This window comes from Butyrivibrio sp. INlla16, assembly GCF_900104155.1.
Lineage (GTDB): Bacteria > Bacillota > Clostridia > Lachnospirales > Lachnospiraceae > Butyrivibrio.
This window is the reverse complement of the sequence record NZ_FMYB01000022.1, coordinates 1-22,623: the sequence shown is the minus strand read 5'-3', so window position 1 is coordinate 22,623 and position 22,623 is coordinate 1. Positions and strand designations below refer to the sequence as shown.

Annotated in this window: 15 protein-coding genes; 13 read left to right on the top strand and 2 right to left on the bottom strand. The window is 42.9% G+C overall.

The annotated features are described in order from the left end of the window. From BLR42_RS11550 to BLR42_RS11530, 5 genes are all read left to right on the top strand, one after another. Positions 1 to 2,550 (top strand): CDP-glycerol glycerophosphotransferase family protein, encoded by a 2,550-nt coding sequence (locus tag BLR42_RS11550; RefSeq protein ID WP_091869210.1) that lies wholly within the window; start codon positions 1 to 3, stop codon positions 2,548 to 2,550. Between the two features lie 66 nt (positions 2,551 to 2,616). Continuing rightward, complete coding sequence (locus tag BLR42_RS11545) at positions 2,617 to 3,981, top strand: polysaccharide pyruvyl transferase family protein (protein WP_091869208.1); 1,365 nt, start codon at positions 2,617 to 2,619, stop codon at positions 3,979 to 3,981. A 317-nt stretch (positions 3,982 to 4,298) separates the two neighbouring features. Continuing rightward, positions 4,299 to 5,450 (top strand): right-handed parallel beta-helix repeat-containing protein, encoded by a 1,152-nt coding sequence (locus BLR42_RS11540; RefSeq protein ID WP_091869206.1) that lies wholly within the window; start codon positions 4,299 to 4,301, stop codon positions 5,448 to 5,450. A gap of 184 nt (positions 5,451 to 5,634) precedes the next feature. Further along, positions 5,635 to 6,987, top strand: a complete 1,353-nt coding sequence (locus BLR42_RS11535; protein ID WP_207648538.1) for a polysaccharide pyruvyl transferase family protein — start codon at positions 5,635 to 5,637, stop codon at positions 6,985 to 6,987. Further along, on the top strand, positions 6,984 to 9,689 hold the full coding sequence (locus tag BLR42_RS11530; protein ID WP_091869202.1) for an Ig-like domain-containing protein: 2,706 nt from the start codon (positions 6,984 to 6,986) through the stop codon (positions 9,687 to 9,689). Before BLR42_RS11535 ends, BLR42_RS11530 begins: the two co-directional genes overlap by 4 nt. A gap of 43 nt (positions 9,690 to 9,732) precedes the next feature. Here BLR42_RS11530 and BLR42_RS11525 read toward each other — a convergent pair whose 3' ends face one another. Further along, positions 9,733 to 11,619 (bottom strand): diguanylate cyclase, encoded by a 1,887-nt coding sequence (locus BLR42_RS11525; RefSeq protein WP_091869200.1) that lies wholly within the window; start codon positions 11,617 to 11,619, stop codon positions 9,733 to 9,735. A gap of 109 nt (positions 11,620 to 11,728) precedes the next feature. Beyond that, entirely contained in the window at positions 11,729 to 12,535 is an 807-nt protein-coding gene (locus BLR42_RS11520) for a hypothetical protein (protein WP_091869198.1), read from the bottom strand. A gap of 182 nt (positions 12,536 to 12,717) precedes the next feature. Here BLR42_RS11520 and BLR42_RS11515 point away from each other — a divergent pair, with 182 nt between their 5' ends. From BLR42_RS11515 to BLR42_RS11480, 8 genes are all read left to right on the top strand, one after another. Beyond that, positions 12,718 to 13,752 (top strand): extracellular solute-binding protein, encoded by a 1,035-nt coding sequence (locus tag BLR42_RS11515; RefSeq protein WP_022762310.1) that lies wholly within the window; start codon positions 12,718 to 12,720, stop codon positions 13,750 to 13,752. Further along, complete coding sequence (locus BLR42_RS11510) at positions 13,745 to 15,403, top strand: sensor histidine kinase (protein WP_170832744.1); 1,659 nt, start codon at positions 13,745 to 13,747, stop codon at positions 15,401 to 15,403. The genes BLR42_RS11515 and BLR42_RS11510 overlap by 8 nt, the downstream gene beginning before the upstream one ends. Before the next feature lie 91 nt (positions 15,404 to 15,494). Continuing rightward, a complete protein-coding gene (locus BLR42_RS11505) occupies positions 15,495 to 16,256 on the top strand; it encodes a response regulator transcription factor (protein WP_022762312.1) in 762 nt (253 codons plus the stop codon). 106 nt (positions 16,257 to 16,362) lie between these two features. Further along, positions 16,363 to 17,583, top strand: a complete 1,221-nt coding sequence (locus BLR42_RS11500) for an ABC transporter substrate-binding protein (RefSeq protein ID WP_091869194.1) — start codon at positions 16,363 to 16,365, stop codon at positions 17,581 to 17,583. 63 nt (positions 17,584 to 17,646) lie between these two features. Further along, the gene (locus BLR42_RS11495) at positions 17,647 to 19,359 is read left to right on the top strand and encodes an ABC transporter permease (RefSeq protein ID WP_022762314.1); all 1,713 of its coding nucleotides are present in this window, start codon (positions 17,647 to 17,649) and stop codon (positions 19,357 to 19,359) included. A 15-nt stretch (positions 19,360 to 19,374) separates the two neighbouring features. Next, positions 19,375 to 20,436, top strand: a complete 1,062-nt coding sequence (locus tag BLR42_RS11490) for an ABC transporter ATP-binding protein (protein WP_022762315.1) — start codon at positions 19,375 to 19,377, stop codon at positions 20,434 to 20,436. 29 nt (positions 20,437 to 20,465) lie between these two features. Further along, on the top strand, positions 20,466 to 21,152 hold the full coding sequence (locus tag BLR42_RS11485; protein WP_091869192.1) for an MgtC/SapB family protein: 687 nt from the start codon (positions 20,466 to 20,468) through the stop codon (positions 21,150 to 21,152). Between the two features lie 784 nt (positions 21,153 to 21,936). After that, a complete protein-coding gene (locus tag BLR42_RS11480; protein WP_091869190.1) occupies positions 21,937 to 22,263 on the top strand; it encodes a hypothetical protein in 327 nt (108 codons plus the stop codon). The last annotated feature ends 360 nt before the right edge of the window (positions 22,264 to 22,623 follow it).

Sequence of the window (22,623 nt, the reverse complement as noted above, 5' to 3'; positions counted from 1 at the left end):
ATGAGTTTCTTTAATAATAAAAAGGTTAGCGGTAAGAATGTTGTCAGAAGCACCATGCTGGAGAACAGAAGTAAAGCAGGTGCTGTAAAGCTTTGGCTTACCAGAAAATGGCTGTTTCCGTTTTTATATCATCTCTATGCATTAAAGCCGATACAGGAAAACAAAGTAATATTCATGGAAATCAGATTTGGTAATCTCACCGATACATATCAGGAGATATTCAATGAGCTTGTCTGCAACTACAACATGGATATACATTGCCATTTCTTTAGAGAAGGATTTGTTCTTAAGCCGGCTGAGCTTAAGAGACAGATTGATTTCGTTAAGGATGCCGCAACCGCAAAATATCTGATCTACAATGATAGCAGCAATACACAGGGAAGTTTCAAAGTAAGAAAGGGCACGAAAGTCCTTAATACCTGGCATGGAGCAGGCGCCTTCAAAAAGTTTGGCAACAGTACCATAAAGAAGATATTCGGAGGTACTGAGAAAGACAGAGCTACATACAAGCTTCATCCGAAGTATCACACTGTTACAGTCAGCAGCCCGGAGGTTGAATGGGCCTATATCGAAGCAATGGGTATGGAATATAACTCTCAGTGCGTAAAGGGTATAGGAATAAGCAGAACGGACGTATTTTATAAGGAATCCTTTATAAACGCCGCAAGGGATCATTTCTATGATATTCTGCCTCAGGCAAAGGGCAAGAAGGTGATTTTGTATGCACCTACCTTCAGAGGTATGCCCAGAAGTGCTATAACTCCGGATATGCTTGAAATCGGTAAATTCTATGAGAAGTTCAAGGACGAGTATGTTCTTGTTTATAAGCATCATCCTCTTGTAAAAATCCGTCCCACAATTCCTACGGACTACAGGAAATTTGCGGTGGATCTTACGGATGATATGAGCATTTCAGAGCTTTTATGCGTAACGGACATCTGTATTACGGACTATTCCTCTCTGATATTTGAGTTCTCAATATTTGAGAAGCCCATGATCTTCTTTGCATATGATCTGGCCAACTATTTTGACTGGAGAGGCTTTTACTACAATTATGATGAGCTGACACCCGGACCGATTTGCTACACCAATTCAGAGATGGTTGATTATATTGAGCATATAGATGAGCGCTTTGACAGGGAAAAAGTTCATGCATTCAGGGAAAAATTCATGAGTGCCTGTGACGGACATGCTACTGAGAGAATCATGAAGGAATTCTTTGGGGATGATATAGAGCAGTTCAGAAGACCTGCCCCTGTTGAAGGAGACTTCTGTGATCTGCCGGATGCAAAAATTCTGTTCAGGGATGAGAAAAAGCGCATTGATCGAATGAAAAAGCTCATGAATAAAGCAGCTTCGGCATACAGGAAGGCTGCAAAGCAACCTGTTATTGAAAATCGCGTAGCATTTCTGCCTGATGAGGCCTCCGACTGGGATGTTTTCTATTCTCTTGAAAAGGTATTAAAGGAGAATGAAGGTCAATACGAAATCATAAAGGATGTTACGTATAACGCTAAAAACATCGAGAGCTTTGTAAGCAAGCTCGCCGGAGCAAAAGTAATATTCTGCTCCGGAGAGCCTTATATCCTAAGAATGATCGAGCTTCGTGAAGAGACAAAGCTTATTCAGATCAGCCCTGAACTTATTCCTTTATATCCCAAGTGGATAAGCTCTAAGGAAATAATCAGTGGATACAACGTTGAGGAGAATAAGTATTTCCCTATACGTTCAAAGTATAATGCGGTTATGGGAAGCGCAGAGAAAGACAATGAGCTTTTCGCTAAGAATTATAAGCTTGCCGAGGACGGAAAGGTTGTTAATATCGGTAATATAACAACAGATATGCTCTTCGATGAGGAGTTCAAGGCAAATGCCAGAAAGCGTCTTGAGACAATCTGCCCCTATTCTACCGGCAAGAAAATAGTGCTGTTCCTTTGTAAGGACAGAGAATCCGCTGCCGGGTATCTTAATAGAGTCATGACAATGATGCATGAGGCCTATGCCAGAGAGTATGTATGCGTCGGAATGGTCTGCGACGGTAAACCCGGAAGAAGACTTGAGATATCCGAGTATTTGGAAGGATTCGCTTTTGATCCCAGATTCGTTCTTGCACAGCGCGTAGCTCAGCAGGAGGCCGACAGCCTTGACGGCGATGCTATGCCCGATTCCGCAGGCGGAGTCAGGATGGATAAGATTGACTGGAAAAATGTGGCACCTATTACCCATACAGAGGCTATCGCCATTGCCGACATAGTGGTTGGTGATTACTGCAGTCAGATGTTTGAAGCTGCAATCATCAAGAAGCCATTGTTTATATGGACTCCCGACAGAATTACTTTTGGCAGGGAGCAGGAGTTCTATTTCGATTATGACAATCTTTTACCTGAAATAACCTGCAGCAGTAACGCGGAACTTTTGCAGAAGGTCAATGATATTGATAACTACGATTATTCTGCCCTTGAGCGTTTCTGTGAGAGATACATATCAAATTGTGATGGTAATACATCCATAAGAGTTAAAGAAATTCTGGAAAATTTGATAAAGAAATAATCACTATTAAACAGACCGGTCTGAGTCAGATTAAAACACCGGTTTATAGATGAGGTGCAATACTTTATGAAAAAAATCTTAGTCAGGGGAGGTATGTCTCCCTTCGATAAATATGATGTCAGTGACATCATTCTGAATAACCGCTTTGGAACCAACGCGGGCAATATGGTGTATCTCTATGGTGTTTACAGATCCATCATGACAGGCGAAGATGTTGAGATCGATGTGGACAGATATATAATAGAACGCGGCCACAGCACGGAAGAGGATATTAAGCGTATCAATGAAGAATATTCCATGTACATCATTCCTCTTGCAGATGCCTTCAGAGATTCGTTTATCAATTGCCTTAATGCGCTTACAAGAGCTATTCGCAAGATGACGATCCCGGTAGTAATCGTGGGCGTTGGTATGAAGATCGGAATAAGTGACAGCATTAACGATGAACATCCCTGCGATCAGGCTGTTAAGGATTTTGTTTCTGCTGTTCTTGATCATTCATCCATGGTTGGTGTCAGAGGAGAGATTACAGGCTCTTACTTAAAGAGACTCGGCTTTAAGGAGGGCACCCAGTTTACACCAATCGGATGTCCCTCACTTTATCTGCATGGTGCTAATTTAAAGCTCAAGAGACTTACCAAGGAGATTAATAAGGATTCCGGCATCATTGTTAATGCCAGCATGCTCAGCACGGAGAACATTAACAGATTCCTCAGAAGAATTCTGACTGAGTATCCCAATGCCACGTTCATTCCGCAGCTTGTCAGAGAGCTTCGTGAGATGTATCTTGGAGCAATTTACCGCAAGGAGGATACGGCATATCCGATTCGCACAACGGATGAAGTTTTCACAAGTGATAAGGCAAGATTCTTTGTAAATGTCCCCAGCTGGTTCGATTATGTTAAGGACAGAGACCTTAGTGTCGGAGCCAGAATGCATGGCAACATAGCGTCCATCAACTGCGGAATTCCTTCGGTGCTTCTTGTTAAAGACGGCAGAATGAAGGAGCTTATCGATTACCATAAGCTTCCTCATGCAACACCGGATGTTATCGATGATAATACAACCCTCGAGGAGATAGTCGGCAGAACCAATCTATACAGCATTGAGGATGTTCATGAAGCAAACTTCAGACATTATGTGGACTTCCTTGAGCAGAATAACATTGATTCTGTATTTAAGGGATATAACTCTCCGGAGAAGACCATTTTTGATGAAAAGATCAGTCAGATTACCTGGGATGAGCCCATTACTCCGATTCTCACCTGTGATGAGGCTGAGCGAATCCGCAGAATCGAGGAATACCTTGATTATGAAGAAGGCTATATTGAGGAGCTCAAGGAGAGGATAAGGACTCAGAACAGAGTTCTGAACCGCTACAAGAAATATCTTCCCGGTTTTGTAACCAAGAAATTTGAAAAATTGAATTGAATAAATAATACTCTTATTGATGAAAAAGGGTGAAATAAAAAAGCTTTCCTGAAAGTGATTTTGGGAAAGCTTTTTCATATCTGTAGCAAAAAATGATTTAAGTTTAAACAGAATATTAAAAGAGCATTAAATAGGGTATAGAGTGATTGACGGATGTCATTTTGTCTGTGAGAATGTAAATAGTATAGCTGATAATTATTGCAAACACATACTTAAAATATGATTGGCAACAGTGTGAGAATTACTGTGAACAGTAAAAAATACTAATGAGAATCTACTCAGAAAGTATCATGAGATTATGAAGGAGGTCATACTATATGAGAGGTACATTTGCAAAAGATGGCATGAAGCTTATGATGGCTGCTGCGGCTATGGGATTTATGCTTTTTGTAACAGGTGGAGTGTCTGCTAAGGCTGTTGATGTAATACCCAATAATGAAAAGCCCTCCAGGACAGGCGCAGACGGTAAGCAGTATGAATACGAAAACTTTGGAAACTATATAGCTGCTTTGCTTGAAACTAATGATGAGCTCACTTTCCAATCAGGCAAAGAGTATACATTGCCTTATTCAATAAAGATTCCTAAAGGAAGAAATATTACAATCAATGCTGAAGGTGCTACCATTTACATCACAAAAGGCGCTATATCTAATGCCGATGACAATAAAAAAACGGGCGGTTATGGTGCTATTGCAGGACTTACTATTAATGGCGGAACCTGGAAATCTGTGGATAGTAAGGGCGGAATCACAAGTGCATTTAAGATTGCCCAGGGAAAGAACATCACGTTAAAGAATATGACTATTGAGTGTGCAAATGCCGGAAGCCATTCCGTGGAAATTGTTGCCTGCAAAGATGTTCTTATAGAAAACTGCAAGATTACTCCTCTTGGAAGCAGCAACGGCAAGGAAGAACAGCTTCAGATTGACCTCGCTTCTCCCGCTACCGCAGGTGATGTTCTTGAAGGAAAAGGCCTTGATGGCTCAACCTGCCAGAATGTACAGATAATCAAATGTGAAGTAACCGGAAACAGAGGCATCGGTATCAATGCAGACGTTAAGAATGCTAAGGGTGCAGGCAAGAAGGACAGAGGTAAGTATCAGAACAAGTACCACAAGAATATTACAATATCAGACTGCATAATTACAGGTAACAAGGCAGAAGGCCTCATGGCTTACAATATCATCGGACTGAAGGTTACAGGTAATACTATCATAAGTAAGGCTTCCGCTAAGAAGGCTAACTATTCATCAGGTATCCATGCTCTCAACCAGGGAAGTGGTAACAAGATGACGGTTACTATCCAGAACAACACTGTTGAAGGCGGAAAGCAGGCGATTTTCGTAGGCTCAAACGGAGCTAAGATAAAGAAGGCTACAGTAACAAACAACACTGTGACCAACCACAGTAAGAATGCAGTAGTTGCAGTAGTAGGCTGCAAGTCTCAGAAAGTTAAGGGGAATAAATAATAGCTGCAAACATTCACAATAAATCCTAATGTGCTTATTTTTGGAAAAATCGATGGCCCCCGGTCATCGATTTTTTCTGATGATTAAGGAGAACTTTTTATTACTTATAAACTTTGGTACAATGGTTTGGTATAGAAAAATTGTTGAGGACATTATTATAGTGAGAATTCTGATAAGAGGGGGTATGTCCCCATTTGATAATTTTAGCGCTACTAAGGAGATACTTGAGGATACTTTCGGCGGTAATGCCGGGAACATGGTGTATCTGTACAGTATTTTCCGAATCCTCATGACTGAAGGCACCGAGATAGATCTGGACTATTACAGACCTGAGAGAGGGCAGACAAGCAGCAGAGAGATTGATGAGATCAATGAAAAGTACGATCTTTACATCATTCCTCTTGCTGATGCATTCAGAAGCAGCTTTGTACCCAGCCTAAAGCGACTGACTAATTTTGTTGAAAAGCTGAAAATAAGGGTTGTCGTAATCGGTTCCGGTATGAAGATTCCAATGGGAGAGGATGTCACCGAGGCTCATTCCTATGACAAAGAGGTTAAAAGATTTGCTAAGGCGGTTCTGAAAAGATCTGCCATTTTTGGTGTGCGCGGAGAAAATACTGAAAAATACTTAAAGAACCTTGGCTTTTCAGGTAGTGAAGTAAGGGCAATAGGCTGTCCTTCACTCTATTTTCACGGATCCCAGCTGCCATTAAGAAGTGTACCGCAGGATTTTGGCAAGCAGTCGAAGCTGATAGTTACTAACAGCATGATTACAAGTGCTGAGATACATGAATTTATGCGTAAGATTACGGATTCATTCGACAACTACGTATTTGTTCCGCAGCTTAGAAGAGAGCTTAATGAGCTTTACTATGGAATGCCCTACAGAGCTAAGGGCTATCCTTATCCCATAAACATCAGCGATAAGATATTCAGAGCCGGGAAAGCAAGATTCTTCCTTAATGTTCCCACATGGATTGAACACAATAGCAAGGCTGACCTTAGTGTAGGTCCCCGTCTTCACGGAAATATCGCTTCAATGCTGGGAGGGACGCCTTCACTGATTTTGATGAAAGATGGCAGGATGCAGGAACTTGTGGATTTCCATAACCTTACCCATATTTCGATGAATGATCTTAAGCCGGACACGGATCTTATTGATATCGTTCATAAGTCTGATTTTAATTCCATAAATAGCGTCCATGAGGCGAATTTCAGGAATTTTGTGGATTTTCTTAAAGAAAACCGGGTTGCGAGTATCTATGATGACGCTGATCATGCGGAGAATACGCCTTTTGATAAGAGGATAAAGGAGATTGAATTCAATGATCCTGTAATTCCGTATTCTGCATGCGATATGGAAGAGATCATCAAAAGATGCAACGAGTTTTTCCCTGCACAGGAGAAGTACATAAACGGACTCCACAGGGACAGCGCTTACAAGCGCGCATATGAGAGGTTTATGCCTGGGTTCATCACGGATGAGGAAGGCTGGGGCCATAAATTTATTATGAAAAGAGCGGGGTATAAGGAGTGATTAAGAAAAAAAGGTTTATCAGCTTGATTCTGGCGGCTGCTTTGGCCATGGGACAGTTCGGAGTTACCGGAACAAATGTCAGGGCAGAGGAAGGTCTTCAGAGTGTAACAGATGGGAACGCAGCATCAGAAAATGAAGATAAAGCGGAGGGAGAGCAGAGTACTTCCGGTTTAGAGACGGAGCAGAAGGATGCTGATGAAAATACTGATGACGCAGAAGCTAAGGAGACCTTGGCGGATGATACAGAGGATGCCACAGAGGATACAACAGAAGATATAACCGTAAATGATGATGCCGGCGAAGACGAGAATTTAGAGGTTTCCGATGGGAATGCCGATACTTCCGAAGAGAATAAGGAAGAGGATCCCCATACCTACACCACTGAATTTGACTATGAGGATGAGGTGGACGGATTCGGTATAACAATTCATGCCGATAAGGGAGTGCTGCCGGATGGAGTTACAGTTACGGTCAGGCATCTGTCCGAGGATGAGGAAAAAGAACTAAGCGGGGCTATCAATGATAAGTGCAACGATTCCCTTTTTTATTCATCATCCTTTGATATAAGCTTTTTTGATGAAGAGAATAATGAAGTTCAGCCCAAAGACGGTGATGTAAAAGTATCCTTTGATGTGTCACGCGATATGGTGGCAGAGGCTGACGGCTGCGGTGTTTCAGATATCACTGTAATGCATTTTGACGATGATTCGGAGTGCTCTCCTGTTAAGGCAGAGAATGAAGAAGAAAATGCGGATAATCCCTTTGGTGATTGTCCGGATACTGAAGTTTATCACGATGAGGATGGGAATCTTGTCGATATGCCAATGGTTTTAAACTCGCATTCTAAAGCGGAGCATACCATGAGTGTCAGCTTTGATGCTGATTCCTTCTCAGTATATAGCCTTGTGCTGGCGGCAACTTATACATTTGAACCTGAAGCCTACGGAACAGAGCAGATTATTGAATTGAATGATGCGGATGCTCTCATGAACGATTTTGATGATTATGTTCAGCAGGCATTTACATATGCAGCTAAGAATGCTTCGGCTAATGAGAAGTACCGCGTAAGACTTCCTCAGAACGGAAAATATACACTGGTAAAGCCTGAGAAAGCTTTAAGACTTGGCAGCAATACCACCTTTGATTTAAATGGAAGCTATATCCTGAACGAAAGATGCTGGGGTATGATCATTGGTGCAAAGGGCGCCGCAGATGATAAGAGCGGCTATGGCGGCTTCAAAAACATGGCGATTGTCAACGGAACAATAGATGCGAATGCATTCTCTTTTAGTGACCAGGGTTTTGTAACAGTAAAATTTGCCCATATCACAGGCCTTACCATAGAAAATGTAGCATTTCCCAATTCAAGAGGACATAGCATAGAGATAGCGGCTGCAAAGGATGTAAAGGTAAATAGGTGCAGCTTTGAGCATTATACATATCCCGGAAGTCCCAATGATGAAGCAGTCAACATCGACGCTGCCCATGAGGACTGGATATCACTTGGATCGGACTCTGATCCTACACTTATGGGACCTTTTGATGATTATTGCTGCATGAATGTAGAGGTCTCAAATTGTACCTTCAATGATGTCTACAGAGCTATAGGAAGCCACAACTCAATCGTAGGACATCATCATAAAAACATTACAATACACGACAATCTCATAAGTAATATAACCAACCATGCTATTGGATGTCCTCATTACGTTGATTCGAAGATTTACAACAATATGATAACTAATGTGGGCCGCGGAATTGATTCTGTTGTAGAGGGCTATGCTATTGCAGAGGCCGATGACAAGAATTCATCAGACGAAAACTTCAATGCCAATCTTGAGATAACAGGAAATACAATTACCATGGGCACTGCTATCAATACCGGATATCCTTACGGAATAAGGGTAGGTGGTATGTTAACCAATGGGTCCACAGAGATTGATAACGGAACTTACTATACATCAGGTTATCATATAACGGGCAACACTCTGGAGGGCTTTGAGGCAGGCGTCTACATACGCTATGCGAGAGGTTCAGAGATAAATAACAATGCAGCCAACAACTGCAAGAACGGTTACGATGTAACCAATGCATCAGAGATAAACACCTTTTATGCAAATAAGGTTAATAATTCCACGGAAACCGGTATTCTTGTACGGGATTATTCAAAAATATTCAGTACCGATGGCAATGAAGTTATCACCAATGCAGATGAGCCTATAAGTGTTCAGGAAGGCGCCAGTGCAGTATTTTATCTTGATCCCAAATATGTTCTCGGTATCGGCGAGGCGATAATGCCAAGATTCTATTGCGGAGAGAATGAGGTCACTTTTACCAGCAGTAAGAAATCAGCTGTTAAGGTAACCAAGGCCGGTAAGCTCAAGAGCAAGAAGAAAGCGAATGTGGTTGTAACCGCGACGCAGGATGGCTGCACAGCTTCAATTAAGGTGAAGTCCAAGAAAGCACCAAAACTGGTAAAACTTCCTAAAAAGAAGACTATTAAAAAGGGTAATACATACCAGTTAAATCCTAAGGTTAACTCAGGAGCTGCCTGCAATAACTACAAGTTTAAGAGCGACAACAAGAAAATAGTAAAGGTCACTTCCACAGGCCTTGTAAAAGCCAGGAAAAAGGGAAGAGCCATAATAACCGTAACTGCCTACAATGGAGTTAAATCAACAATAGTAATAAATGTTAAATAATATTGTGAGCACTTAACATCAAATAAACACTCCCGAGAATGGATCAATTCTCGGGAGTGTTATTTTTCTTATTCTGTTTATTTCTTTTTTTCATCTTGTACATCTGTTCATCGGCCATGGCAATGATCTTATCGAGGTCGAGGAACTCATCAAATATAGTCGAGTATGCTCCGTAGCTTGAAGATACGGTGTAGCCCAGCTTTTCACTCTCTTTCGTAAGATTTTCTTCCATTTTCGCTATAATGTCGCAGCTGTTGCACTCGCCGGGCACCAGGGCCAGCATCTCATCACCGCCAAACCTTACGCAAAGAGAACCTTTGGGACATACGGATTTAAGCACCTTCGCAACTGTGGCTATCGCGCGGTCGCCGGCTGCATGGCCGAGTGTGTCATTTATCTCTTTCAGGCCGTTTAAGTCGGTCATGATGATTGTGAGCTTCTGGCCGGAATTCTGAGGCGCATCCTTGAGCTCTTCAAGTTTTGAAAGAAATGCCAGTCTGTTGTAGAGACCGGTGAGGGCATCATTTTGATACATCCTCTGAATCTTATCGCGCAGATATTTCTGGTAGCGGATGGTTACATAACCACCAAAGCCCATTCCGAGACAGTTTGTAAGGCTCGGAGTTCTTGAATAATCTATGAGGTCGTACCGGCTGAAAGAATAGCATACAAAACCGATATCTTTTCCCATATACTCAAGAACATTGAAGATAATGGGATAGCCCCTCTCCATGATATCCTCGAGATTGGGGATGATATCCTCTTCGTTGTACGGGAAAATCTCGTCAGTGTCACTGTAGGAGTTATATATGACGCTCCTGGTGGTCTTTTCCATGTCCTCGAGGAAATAATTGTTTTCGATGTTAAAGCAGGCGTCTTCCACAATAAGACACATATTCTTGGTGATGGAGTTCGCAACTGAATTGGAAAGGTGCCAAATGCAGTCGGCCATCTTGTCACTTGCCATGATATTGGAAGTGAGATCCTGCATGATATATACATCATCCTGATGATGGTAAAATCTGTTGTTAAAGCCCTGAACAGTGGACATCCAGTTAATCTGGCAGCGAGGACAACCGCAGGACTCATTTGCCATGAAGCTGGGAGTGATCCACTCGGTAATGTTTTTTTCGCCGCGAAGAACGCCGTTTATAACTTTCATGACGGTATTTGCAAGAGTTGCACTGTCACAGATAGCGGTCGTGATTCCGGGAGAGGATAAAAAGGCCTCATCCAGTCCGTCAAATCCGGATATCAGAACCTGATCGGGAGTATTAATTCCGTGAGAACTAAAGACATCACAGACATTTATCGCCATGATATCGTTGGCACAGATAACAGCGTCCGGAATGACATCCCTTTTAAGCAGCTCCTTGGCAGCAGCTCTTGAAGGAATCGACCAGAAATCCCCGTAGCTTACCATGCTGTTATCAAAGGTGAAACCATTTTCCTCAATGACTTTTTTGAAAACTTCAAGCCTCTCATTTGAGAATTCGCTGTCCGGTTTTCCGGCCATAAAATGAGGATGTTTAGGCTTGTGGAACTCAATTATGTGCCTTACTATGGCTTCAAAACCCTTGGCATAATCAAATTTTACATGGGAAACATTATCATATTCGCCGTCAACGATGATGGCGGGAATCTCATGACTGTTAGCCTTGTCGATGATTCGTTCGACGAGCTCACGACATTTGATCTTTTCATCCATGATAATAATGGCATCGACTTTGTCATAAGGAATAAGGTCAAAAACAGATGCTTCTGCGAGATGGGTATTGCCGACATTGCCTATTTCGGCATTCATGGCATAGATAAACAGACGGCTGTCAGCTGCCTTCAAGAGCTCATTGAGTTCTGCTGTAAAACTGAAGACCTGAGAGTCGTATATTCTATATGTGCAAAGAGCTATTATCTTCTTGCCAGCTATCATATGCCCTCACAAAAGTTACACTGATAATCAGAAAAAATCATTTTTCCATTTAATATATTATCATATAAAAATCTGCATAGTACTAATACTTATTTGGATTTTTATTTTTTTAGCGTTTTTTTATAACTAAATACAGAATGTGGCTGTGATGGAAAACGAAAACAGCCGCAAGCAGGAACAGATGGGTGTAAAAAGCTCCCACTATGTAGTAATTGCGCTCAAGCAGGTAACCTGCCTCGAATCCAAAGAAACAAAGGAGCCCCGACAGCGTAAGTCCCAGCATCAGAAGCGGGAGCTTCATGAATATGTTTCTCATGGCATGCAGGAAATCCTTGAAGGAAGCGTCGAAGTACACGAAACGACCTATCATAAGACCGAGATAGTACATCATAACAGGGCTGTACTCACTTTCGTCGCCGATGACATTAAGAAACATCAAGATAATTATCACATAAAACATGCCGAGCATTCTGACACAGGCGATGTCATCTCTGGAAATCCTTTTTAAAGGGATGATGAGCTTATCCAAAATTGTGTTTAAAACGCAGGACAAGCAGATAAGAAGCAGAAGTACGAAATCTTTCCAGTTTTCCCAGATATACATGAACTGTCCGAGGAATCCTGTCTGTGAGGTACCCTGAATCAGGCTGTATACGTGGTTTAGGACCACATAGGCGCAGGCAAAGGACATGACTGAGGTCGCGGAGATGATCATCTCGTACAGGAGCTGAACCGAGTTGTGAAAACGCTCGCTGATTAGGGTTTTTCGCTCCTCGCGGTCCCTGCTGGATGTGACTATTTCCGTTCCGCCGAGGATCAGGAAGTCACAGATAATTATTCCCACCAGTGCCAAAAGAAAGAATATGAGCTTTTTTATCAAAGTAAAATTCGGATTAATATATGCATCTATGGTCATGTTTTTTTCTCCTTAAATTATTTAACAACTTTTATATTTTAATGACTTCTGAGGCATTTTTGCAACCCCCGCCGCGATCAAATTGCGCGCTCCCGAAAATAATTTTCCACATGATATAATCAGTGTATTATATTTCCAAAACTATTAGTTTTAATTGTTTTAGAACAAAGGATAATGGTTGTATGAAACAGCGTGAAGGCTTGCCGATTTGGGCGATAATTGCAGTTCTGCTCGTAGTGGCTCTTTTGGGCGGAATTTTGCTTAATCTGAATAAAAAGAATACAGAAAGCAGCGATAAGCTCGTTGTTGTTTCACCGCATCCGACGGATTTCATGATTCCTCTTATTCAGGAGTTTGAAAATGAGACGGGGATAGAGGTGGACCTTCGCAGCTGTGGTACTTCCGAGGCTATTCGAAGCATGGTGGATGATGAAAATATCGATGTTTTGTGGGGAGGATCACTTTTGTCCGTCGGTGCGTACAGTGAGTTCTTTTACCCGTACAAAACCGTGAACAGGGCTATGTTCAAGGATGATTTCAAGGATATTGACGGGAGGATCACCTGTTTTTCCAACGTTCCCAGTGTGATCATCGTGAACGAAGATATTATAGGAAACACGCAGATTGAGGGCTATGAGGACCTTCTTGCCGAGAATCTCAAGGGTAAGATCGCTTATGCGAATCCCGGTAAGTCATCTTCTGCCTTCGAACACCTGGTTAACATTCTCTATGCGATGGGGGATGGTAATCCGGAAGCCGGCTGGGATTATGTGGAAAAATTCATCGATCAGCTAAATGGTATTTTGCTTGGAAGTTCTTCTGAAGTCTACGAGGGTGTTGCGGCAGGAAAATATGTAGCGGGGCTCACTTTTGAGGAAGCTGCGGTTACTATGCTCGGAAAAGGGAAGCATATAAGGATAATCTACATGGAGGAGGGTGTCGTTTCGACGCCTGACGGAATCTATATCAGCAAGGATTCTGCGCACATTTTGAAAGCGGAGAAGTTTGTAGACTTCATGACAAGTGCGGGAACCCAGGAATTTATGGCGGGTAACCTCGGAAGACGCTCTGTTAGACGCGATGTATCTGCATCGGAGCTTGTTATCCCCGATAATGAGATTACCGCAATCGATGTCGACAGAGATGAAGTAATCAGCAAAAAGGATGAATGGAATTCCAAATTCCTTGCACTTTTCGGGGAGGATAGCGATGAATAAGGCTCCCGCATCTTTTCAGGAAAACATAAGAAAAACCTTCATCAGATTTTCGGTTGTGCCCGTAGCGCTTGTTTCCGTAATGGCTTTGATTCTCTTTGTATTTTCCTTTGCCTTGATTATGGCAATCTCAAATCGTGGAGAAAATGAGGCTGTCAATGAAAAGCTCACAAGGATGACCAACATCTATTATCAGATGATGGATGATGTTGGAGAATCTCTTGAGAATAATCATCTGACCGTTTCGAGGAATGATGTTTTCGGAATTCTGTATGACAGAACATCGGAATTTGAGGATATCGGAGATCTGATTATCCTCTCAAAGGATCAGAAGGTGCTGTTTAAAAGTAAGAGCAGTGTTCCGCAGTTTTTGACAGATGGAACAAGCTCAAACTGGGGCATACTGAAGGCTTTGAAGAAGGCGAGGGGCAAGACCGCGTCGATTCTGTACGATAAGAAGCTGTGCATAGGAAAAGGCGTGTATCGCGGCGAGAAACTCAGGTTCATGATCGTCTATATCGTGCCCTCGGATGTGCTCAGCGTGGCGTCGGAGATTCAAAGCAGATATGTGATCATTACAGATAAAAACGGGTGGATTTACGCGGCAAACACGAATAAACTCCGAGACAGCTACGGACAGATAGATTCGAGGATCGCACAAAACACAGGATTTATCATGGCCGACGGCGGACTGTTCTATGTGCATAAGTCGGTAACCGACAAGGGATTTGGTGTCTATACCATAACCGACATGGGCTGGAGCGTTCAACTGATTATCGTCCTTATCGTGATTCTGGCGATAGTATTTCTGGCAATTGCGTTTGTTACAGTCAGAAGTACGGCAAAGAGCTCAGAGGAATACACCAGGGATATCAGGAAAATTGAGAACGCCCTTGAAGAGGTTCAGAACGGCAATCTTGATGTGAGCCTCAGGATAGGCAGCAGCAAGGAGTTCATGACCATCGGTAACGACTTCAACGACATGCTTAAGGGCCTTCGCGAGCAGATAGAGAGGAACAACGAACTAGCACAAAATGCGGCTTTCGCGCAGGTTAAACAGCTGGAGAGCCAGTTTAATCCGCACTTTTTATTCAATACTCTTGATAATATAAGATTCATGGCTAAGATCGATCCCACGGCAGCTGATAAGATGATTGTGTCTTTGTCGGGAATTTTGCGATATTGTATCCGTGATATGCGAGAGGAAGTTACGGTCAGGGAGGATCTTGATAATCTGCAGTTTTACCTGAATATATTGCAGATACGTTTCAACAAGCGTTTTGCCTATAATATCGAGGTCAGTGAGGACATCATGGACTGCCTCATTCCGAAGCTGATGCTGCAGCCTCTTCTTGAAAATGCTATCAAGTATGGCTTCGGTGACCGTGAAAAACTGACGGTGAATATTCGCGGCTATCAGATGCAGGATGAGCTTGTCTTTATCTGCGAAGACGATGGCGCAGGAATTGATGAGGAGCAGCTGTGGGTGATCCAGAATTATCTTAAAGAAGATGAAAACCGCACCAACCATTATGGGCTGTATAATATTCACCGCAGGATCAGGCTGCTTTATAAGGGCAACTACGGCCTGGATGTTACAAGTAAGAAGGGCGAAGGCACGTGCGTGAGGATGATTATTCCGAAGCATAGTTAATGACTTCTCCCGAGGGGCGCACGACGTCCGGGGGACGTCGGCTTTGCGCGGAGCGGAGACAGGTGGCGCGCAGCGCCGGATGAGGGTAAGAATGTACAGAGTACTTATTGTAGAAGACGAAGATATCATAAGAAAGGGCATAGCCTACACCATGGATTGGACAGGCATGGGCTGCACCATAGCAGGCGAAGCCGCTAACGGCAAGGAAGGCCTTGAGAAGATTGAGGAACTTTCACCGGATATAGTTCTTGCAGACATAATGATGCCTGTTATGGACGGCATTGAGATGATCAGAAAAGGGCAGGAAATCTCTGACTTCAAGGCTATCATAATGACCAGCTATGCCGATTTTGAATACGCAAAGCAGGCGATTGACCTTGGAGTATCAGCGTATCTGATGAAGCCCGTGGATGAGGAAGAACTGAGGAAAAATGTTGCGAAGGTAACTTCCGAGATCGAGAAGGATAAGCAGATAAAGCAGCTTTCGGAGAGAAAGAAATCCGGAGATGACCTCGATGTGGCCTTCATCAAGTCGGACAAGGATAATGACTATATTCAGCAGATAATTGAGAGGACGCGTGAGCGCTATTCTGAGAAGATCAGTCTGGACATGTTTTCAGAGGAACTGGGAGTGTCTTCAAGCTATCTTTCGCGCAAATTCAAAGAGGCTACCGGCCAGACCTATCTTGATTTCCTAAACCGCTACCGCGTAAGCCAGGCAGTAAAGCTCCTCGAAACCGGCACCTACAAAGTGTATGAAGTCTCGGAACTTACCGGCTTCAGCGATTACAAGTACTTCAGCACCGTCTTTAAAAAGTATGCCGGAAGTTCTCCGTCTGACTTTGTGAAGTGAAGTTCAAAATATTGGATAATTAAACAGAATTTTAGGTATAGAAAAACGATTTCCTTCGGTATCATCTTCTTATCAAATGTATTTAACATTTTGAAAGGAGAGGAAAATGAGAAAAAAGTTAGCATTGGTTTTAGCAGGACTTATGACACTCAGCGTAGTTGGCTGTGGCGGATCTAACGGAGGATCTACAGAGGCACCCGCTGCTGAGACAAAGACTGAGGAGGCTGCACCGGCTGAGACAGCTACAGAAGAGCCCGCAGCAGAGGAGACAACAGAAGCTGCAGAGGCAACTGAGGATGCAGGTGAGGCTACAGAGGCCGGCGGAATGGATGCTCTTATTGAAGCAGCTAAGGCTGAGGGAGAGCTCATCGTTTACGGTTCATGCGAGGAAGAGTACCTTGCAGCAGCTTGTGAGAACTTCGAAAAAATGTATGGCATAAAAGTTCAGTATCAGCGCCTTTCTACCGGTGAAGTTCAGAGTAAGATCGAAGAAGAGAACGGAAATCCTTCAGGTGACGTTTGGTTCGGCGGCACAACCGATCCCTATAACGTAGCAGCAGGCGAGGGACTTCTTGAGGCATATGAAGCACAGAATGCTTCTCATCTTATCGGTGATAAGTATCGCGACAAGGATGGTTACTGGTATGGAATCTACAAGGGAATCCTTGGTTTCATGGTAAACAGAGACGAGCTCGAGAGAATGGGCATCGACGAGCCTAAGGACTGGCAGGATCTTCTTGATGAGAAGTACAAGGGACTTGTATGGCTTTCAAACTACAACACAGCAGGAACAGCTAAGCTTGTTATCAACACAATGATCCAGAAGTACGGACATGATGAAGGTATCCAGTACCTCGTTGACCTCGATAAGAACATCGAAGTTTACACAAAGTCAGGTTCAGGCCCTTCCAAGAACGTTGGAACAGGTGAGTGTATCGTAGGTATCGGTTTCCTTCACGATGGTATCACACAGATTGTTGACAACGGTTATGGCAATATTGACCTCGTAATTCCTTCAACAGGAACATCCTTCGAGATTGGTGCAACAGCTATTTTCAAGGGATGCGCACATCCCAATGCAGCTAAGCTTTGGATCGAGTATGCACTCAGCCCTGATTGCGTTGAGCTTGCAGCACAGAACGGTTCTTACCAGTTCCTTGTTATCGACAATGCAAAGCAGCCCGAAGTAGCAGCAGAGTTTGGACTTGATCCCGAGAACGTTATGGATTATGACTTCGAAGATGCAAAAGAGAATACAGAAACTTACATTGAGGAAGTTATGACCGCACTCGGAAGCGCAGCAGACGATCGTTTCCAGACCGAATAATATAACTATTATGGGCGGATGTGTATTTCATCCGCCCTAAATTTTTAGAGGAGGAGTTGAAAAATGGCAAAGAGTCAAAGTGCCAGCCTTGACAGGAAAAAGCTCATGGCGGATCCCATCATGGTTTCTACCATTATTCTTTTGGTGGTTTTTCTTACAGTATTTATTCTTTACCCGCTGGCTATACTGCTTGTTGACAGCTTTGTATCTGAATCGGGGTTAACGCTTGATACATTTAAGAGAGTTATGGGACTCTCAAATTTCAGACGCGCGATTACCAACACACTTAAGGTTGGATTTTTGGTAGGTATCGCGTCAGCTCTCATAGGCCTTTTATTTGCTTATGTTGAGGTTTATGTAAAACTCAGAACAAAATTCATGGAAGGCCTTTTCAAAGTCGTTTCCATGCTTCCGGTGGTTTCACCGCCGTTCGTGCTTTCACTTTCGATGATCATGCTTTTCGGAAAAGCAGGTATCATTACACGTTTTATCTTACATATCTATGACAACAGCGTGTATGGATTCTGGGGCATCGCCATAGTCCAGACACTTACATTTTTCCCTGTGTGCTACATGATGCTCAAGGGACTTTTGAAAAATATCGATCCTTCACTTGAGGAGGCTGCCAGAGACATGGGCGCTTCCCGTTTCAAGGTATTCATGACGGTTACTTTCCCGCTTATTCTTCCGGGACTTGGAAATGCCTTCCTTGTAACCTTCATCGAGTCTATCGCAGATTTCGCTAACCCCATGATTATCGGTGGTTCCTACGATACACTTGCGACAACAATTTACCTTCAGATCACAGGTGCGTATGATAAGCAAGGCGCGGCTGCCATGGCGGTTGTACTTCTTGCAATCACACTCGTGATGTTTATCATCCAGAAGTATTATCTCGAAGCCAAGAGCACAGCTACTCTTTCAGGAAAAGCGTCCAGAGAGCGTATGCTCATCACAGATAAGAGCGTTACAATCCCTCTTACAATCCTGTGCTCAGCGCTCGCGATTTTCGTAATAATCATGTATATCTGCGTTCCCTTTGGCGCTATGTTCAAGACCTGGGGATACGATTTTCATCTGACCTTCAAGTGGTTCGGCCAGGTGTTCACAAAGTACAAGGGACTAAAAGCATTTAAGGACAGCTTCATTCTTTCCTTCATATCGGCGCCTATCACGGCACTTCTGTCCATGATCATCTCTTATCTTGTTGTTAAGAGAAAGTTCAAGGCAAAGGGCTTTATCGAGGCGGTTTCAATGTTGGCTATGGCAGTTCCCGGAACTGTACTCGGTATCGGATATATCAGAGGATTTTCAGGCGGTATCTTCGGAACAGGAATCCTTCAGGGACTGTACGGAACAGGTGCGATTCTCGTAATCGTATTTATCGTTCGAAGCCTTCCTACAGGAACCAGAAGCGGTATCTCCGCCCTCAGACAGATTGATAAGAGCATTGAGGAATCCGCTTATGATATGGGTGCCGACAGCTTCAAAGTGTTTATGACAGTTACACTTCCGCTTATCAAGGACAGCTTCCTTTCGGGATTTGTAACATCCTTCGTAAGAAGTATCACAGCGATCAGTGCAATCATCCTTTTGGTTACACCTTCGTATCTTCTTATTACGGTTCAGATCAACGAGTTCGCAGAGAAGGGATCCTACGGAATTGCCTGCGCTTTTGCATCAATCCTGATCCTTATCACCTACAGTGCGGTTCTTGTTATGAACCTTGTGATTAAACATTTCGGAACAAGTCGCCAGGTTAAGACTACAGATTGACGGAGGAGAAAAATTATGTCAAAAGAGAAAAAGGGCGTACGCCTTGAACATATTTCAAAGATTTACAAGGATCCCAAGACCGGTAAAGATTTCTATGCAGTTAAGGATGCAAATATCGAGATCGAACCCGGAAGTTTCGTAACACTTCTTGGACCTTCAGGATGCGGAAAAACAACAACTCTTCGTATGATCGCCGGCTTTGAGAGCCCGGACGAGGGAGAGATTTACCTTGGAAATGAGCCGATAAATGCGCTCACTCCCAACAAGCGTGATACGGCTATGGTTTTCCAGAGCTATGCGCTTCTTCCTCACTACAACATTTTTGATAATGTTGCATACGGACTTAAGCTTCGTAAGATGGATAAGGAGACTATCAGGAAAAAGGTTACTGACATTCTCGGACTCGTAGGACTTGAGGGCATGGAAAACAGAATGACTAACCAGCTTTCAGGTGGACAGCAGCAGAGAGTTGCTCTTGCTAGAGCGCTTGTAATTGAGCCCGGCGTGCTCCTTTTCGATGAGCCTTTGTCAAACCTTGATGCAAAGCTTCGTGTTTCCATGAGAACAGAGATCAGAAGAATCCAGCAGGAAGCAGGAATCACAGCTATTTATGTAACTCATGATCAGAGTGAGGCTATGGCTATCTCCGATAAGGTCATCATCATGAAGGGTGGTCTTGTGGAGCAGATTTCCACACCTCAGGAAGCTTACTACTATCCGAACAACAAGTTTGTCGCAGATTTCATTGGCGAAGCAAACTTCCTTAAGGCTATTGTCAAGTCACAGGATATTGTCGAAATAAATGGTGAAGAGGTTAAGTGCTCAACAGGAAGTCTTGGAAACGGAGCTGAGTGCAGCATCGTTCTTCGTCCCGAGGGAGCAACCCTTGGCGACAACGGTTCAATAATGGGCGAAGTTGAGTATTCATGCTTTATGGGTGCTTATCAGGATTATCATATCAAGATTGGTGATGAACTTGTTAAAATCCAGGAGTACAACCCGAAGAACAAGAAGATTTACGGCGTAGGTGACAAGGTTTATCTGAACTTTGAAGAAAATACATTATATGCGCTTTAAAAAGAACACGAAGAAAAGGAGGGCGCTGAATGGGAACGCTCGAATTTTTTGAAAGCAGTGCCGATCTTGCGGTCGCACTTAGACTTGTGATAGCAACTCTTTTCGGTTGCCTCATCGGCTGGGAGCGTGTGGTAAAGCGCCATACTGCAGGTATCAAGACGTTCGCTCTTGTGAGTCTTGGCTCAGCGGTTGCGACATCCCTGAATATATATCTTGCAATGTTGCCGGGGCTTGGGGCTGATGTCAGCCGAATTCCCGCCGGCGTAGTAAGCGGTATCGGTTTCCTCGGCGCAGGTACTATCCTCGTCACAGGTAAGAAACAGATAAAGGGACTTACCACAGCTGCTTCTCTGTGGGTTACTTCCTGCATGGGAATGGCTATTGGCGCAGGATATATCGTTATCGGCATCACTTGCTTTGTGCTGGTCATGATCGCAAACGTAGTGCTTATGAATCTCAGCAATGTTGTTGAAGAATATAGTAAGTACATGAGCATGTATATTGAAGTGAATAAAGGCTCAGTCACTAAGCTCTCCAAGTATCTGTCTGAAGAGGATCTCTCAATCAGCAGTATGACCAAGAGCAAGGAGAAGACACTTCAATCCTCTGATGTTGCACTTCTGATCGATATCGACAGCTCCAGAAGACGCTCCCACAGGGAAATCATCAGAAGACTCCAGGAACTGGAGTATGTTAATTATGTGGAAGAAGTGTGATGGAGTAGATATTGCATGGATATAGCATTATTTATAGGCGGAGAAAGCATTAGGGGGCTTTCTCCGCCTGATTTTTGGTTGTGAGAGGTTCCTATCTTTGACTATCTATGCGGGCTACGGGGCTATCATCTTTCGCGGGAGGGCTGTATAGGTTTGTCGTAAGTCAATTCGCGAAGAAATTAAGAATTGAATTATGGCCGGAGCTATGTAGAGCAGAATTGGTAAGTCTATTAGCGGAAAAACACAAAATAGACTTACGATCACATAGCGCTTTTCTGTGGAATGGGAGTTTTCTGCAAGAACACAGATGCGTAAATTGGATTAATCTGCGTAATAGAAATTTTGTGATAGAACACAGATAAAAAAATTGGTCAAATCTGTGAAAAAAATAATATGTGTAATATCATAGATGATTTTGAATTTTTATAGTTAAATTTATCTGTGAAAATTAGTATTGTGTAAGGAACACAGAAATATTTGGCACAAAACTGGGTGGATAAAGGAAAGATATCTGTGAAAAAAGAGTAGAAGCCCATAACACAGATTTGGACAGAAAAATAATCTGTGGAAGAATTAAAAAAGAGGTTTTCACAGAAGATGAATAAATAAATCATATGGACATAATGCGGAAATGCTAAGTATATAAGATGCTAATCACAACAAAATCTTCATGGTTCAAAATTAAGACACAATTGTGTGCTAGCATCAAGAATATATGGGCAAGTTATAATCATACACAGGGCTTGCCTACACTACATCAATTATCAATTGGGAGGAAACAAAAATGAGTCAGGAAAAAGTTGATGCTTACAAAATCGAGAAGAAGGGGAGAAAGGCAAGAATCGCAAAGCATAAGAGAAATGTAAAGATTGCAAAGTGTGTAAGTTTGGTACTTCTGCTTGCAGTATGCTCTCTGGTAGGATGGAGAGTTTATGCTGCTAAACATCCTGCAGCAGATGCAGCTGCAACAGAGATTTCAGAGGATGTAGTACCTGCAGCAGAGACAGTTGATGGAACAGAAGCTACAGCAGAGACCACAGACGGAACTGAAACCGTAGATGAAACTGAAACTTCAACTGATGCCGCAGATGAGACAACAGATGCTAACTAATCTGTGATATTTTATATCTGATTTAGTTAATCCTGAATTATTCACGGCAATAGATTAAAATCGCTCCAATGCCGCATGTTTACTGGTACTAAAAAACTTATTCTTCTCACCAAAAAAGTGAAGCAAAACTATATTAATAGAGCTCCTGATTTGCTACAATTTATGTAGGCTGACAACCACACATAAAGCAACAAAGGAGAAGCTCTATGCATAGTTTAAAGGAAATCCAGCTCTTATGCAACAAACAGTTTAAGCTCAGTTTTAGCGGAGGCGAGCTCTCATCCGACGGCGGTCTTTTGATGATCAAGGAATTCATTTCAGCACTTGGAATTGAAAAGATCATAAGGAACACTTTCAAGA

Coding starts and splice junctions, on each gene's coding strand:
- BLR42_RS11550 (WP_091869210.1), top strand. CDS start 1: ATGAGTTTCTTTAATAATAAAAAGGTTAGCGGTAAGAATGTTGTCAGA.
- BLR42_RS11545 (WP_091869208.1), top strand. CDS start 2,617: ATGAAAAAAATCTTAGTCAGGGGAGGTATGTCTCCCTTCGATAAATAT.
- BLR42_RS11540 (WP_091869206.1), top strand. CDS start 4,299: ATGAGAGGTACATTTGCAAAAGATGGCATGAAGCTTATGATGGCTGCT.
- BLR42_RS11535 (WP_207648538.1), top strand. CDS start 5,635: ATGTCCCCATTTGATAATTTTAGCGCTACTAAGGAGATACTTGAGGAT.
- BLR42_RS11525 (WP_091869200.1), bottom strand. CDS start 11,619: ATGATAGCTGGCAAGAAGATAATAGCTCTTTGCACATATAGAATATAC.
- BLR42_RS11520 (WP_091869198.1), bottom strand. CDS start 12,535: ATGACCATAGATGCATATATTAATCCGAATTTTACTTTGATAAAAAAG.
- BLR42_RS11515 (WP_022762310.1), top strand. CDS start 12,718: ATGAAACAGCGTGAAGGCTTGCCGATTTGGGCGATAATTGCAGTTCTG.
- BLR42_RS11510 (WP_170832744.1), top strand. CDS start 13,745: ATGAATAAGGCTCCCGCATCTTTTCAGGAAAACATAAGAAAAACCTTC.
- BLR42_RS11505 (WP_022762312.1), top strand. CDS start 15,495: ATGTACAGAGTACTTATTGTAGAAGACGAAGATATCATAAGAAAGGGC.
- BLR42_RS11500 (WP_091869194.1), top strand. CDS start 16,363: ATGAGAAAAAAGTTAGCATTGGTTTTAGCAGGACTTATGACACTCAGC.
- BLR42_RS11495 (WP_022762314.1), top strand. CDS start 17,647: ATGGCAAAGAGTCAAAGTGCCAGCCTTGACAGGAAAAAGCTCATGGCG.
- BLR42_RS11490 (WP_022762315.1), top strand. CDS start 19,375: ATGTCAAAAGAGAAAAAGGGCGTACGCCTTGAACATATTTCAAAGATT.
- BLR42_RS11485 (WP_091869192.1), top strand. CDS start 20,466: ATGGGAACGCTCGAATTTTTTGAAAGCAGTGCCGATCTTGCGGTCGCA.
- BLR42_RS11480 (WP_091869190.1), top strand. CDS start 21,937: ATGAGTCAGGAAAAAGTTGATGCTTACAAAATCGAGAAGAAGGGGAGA.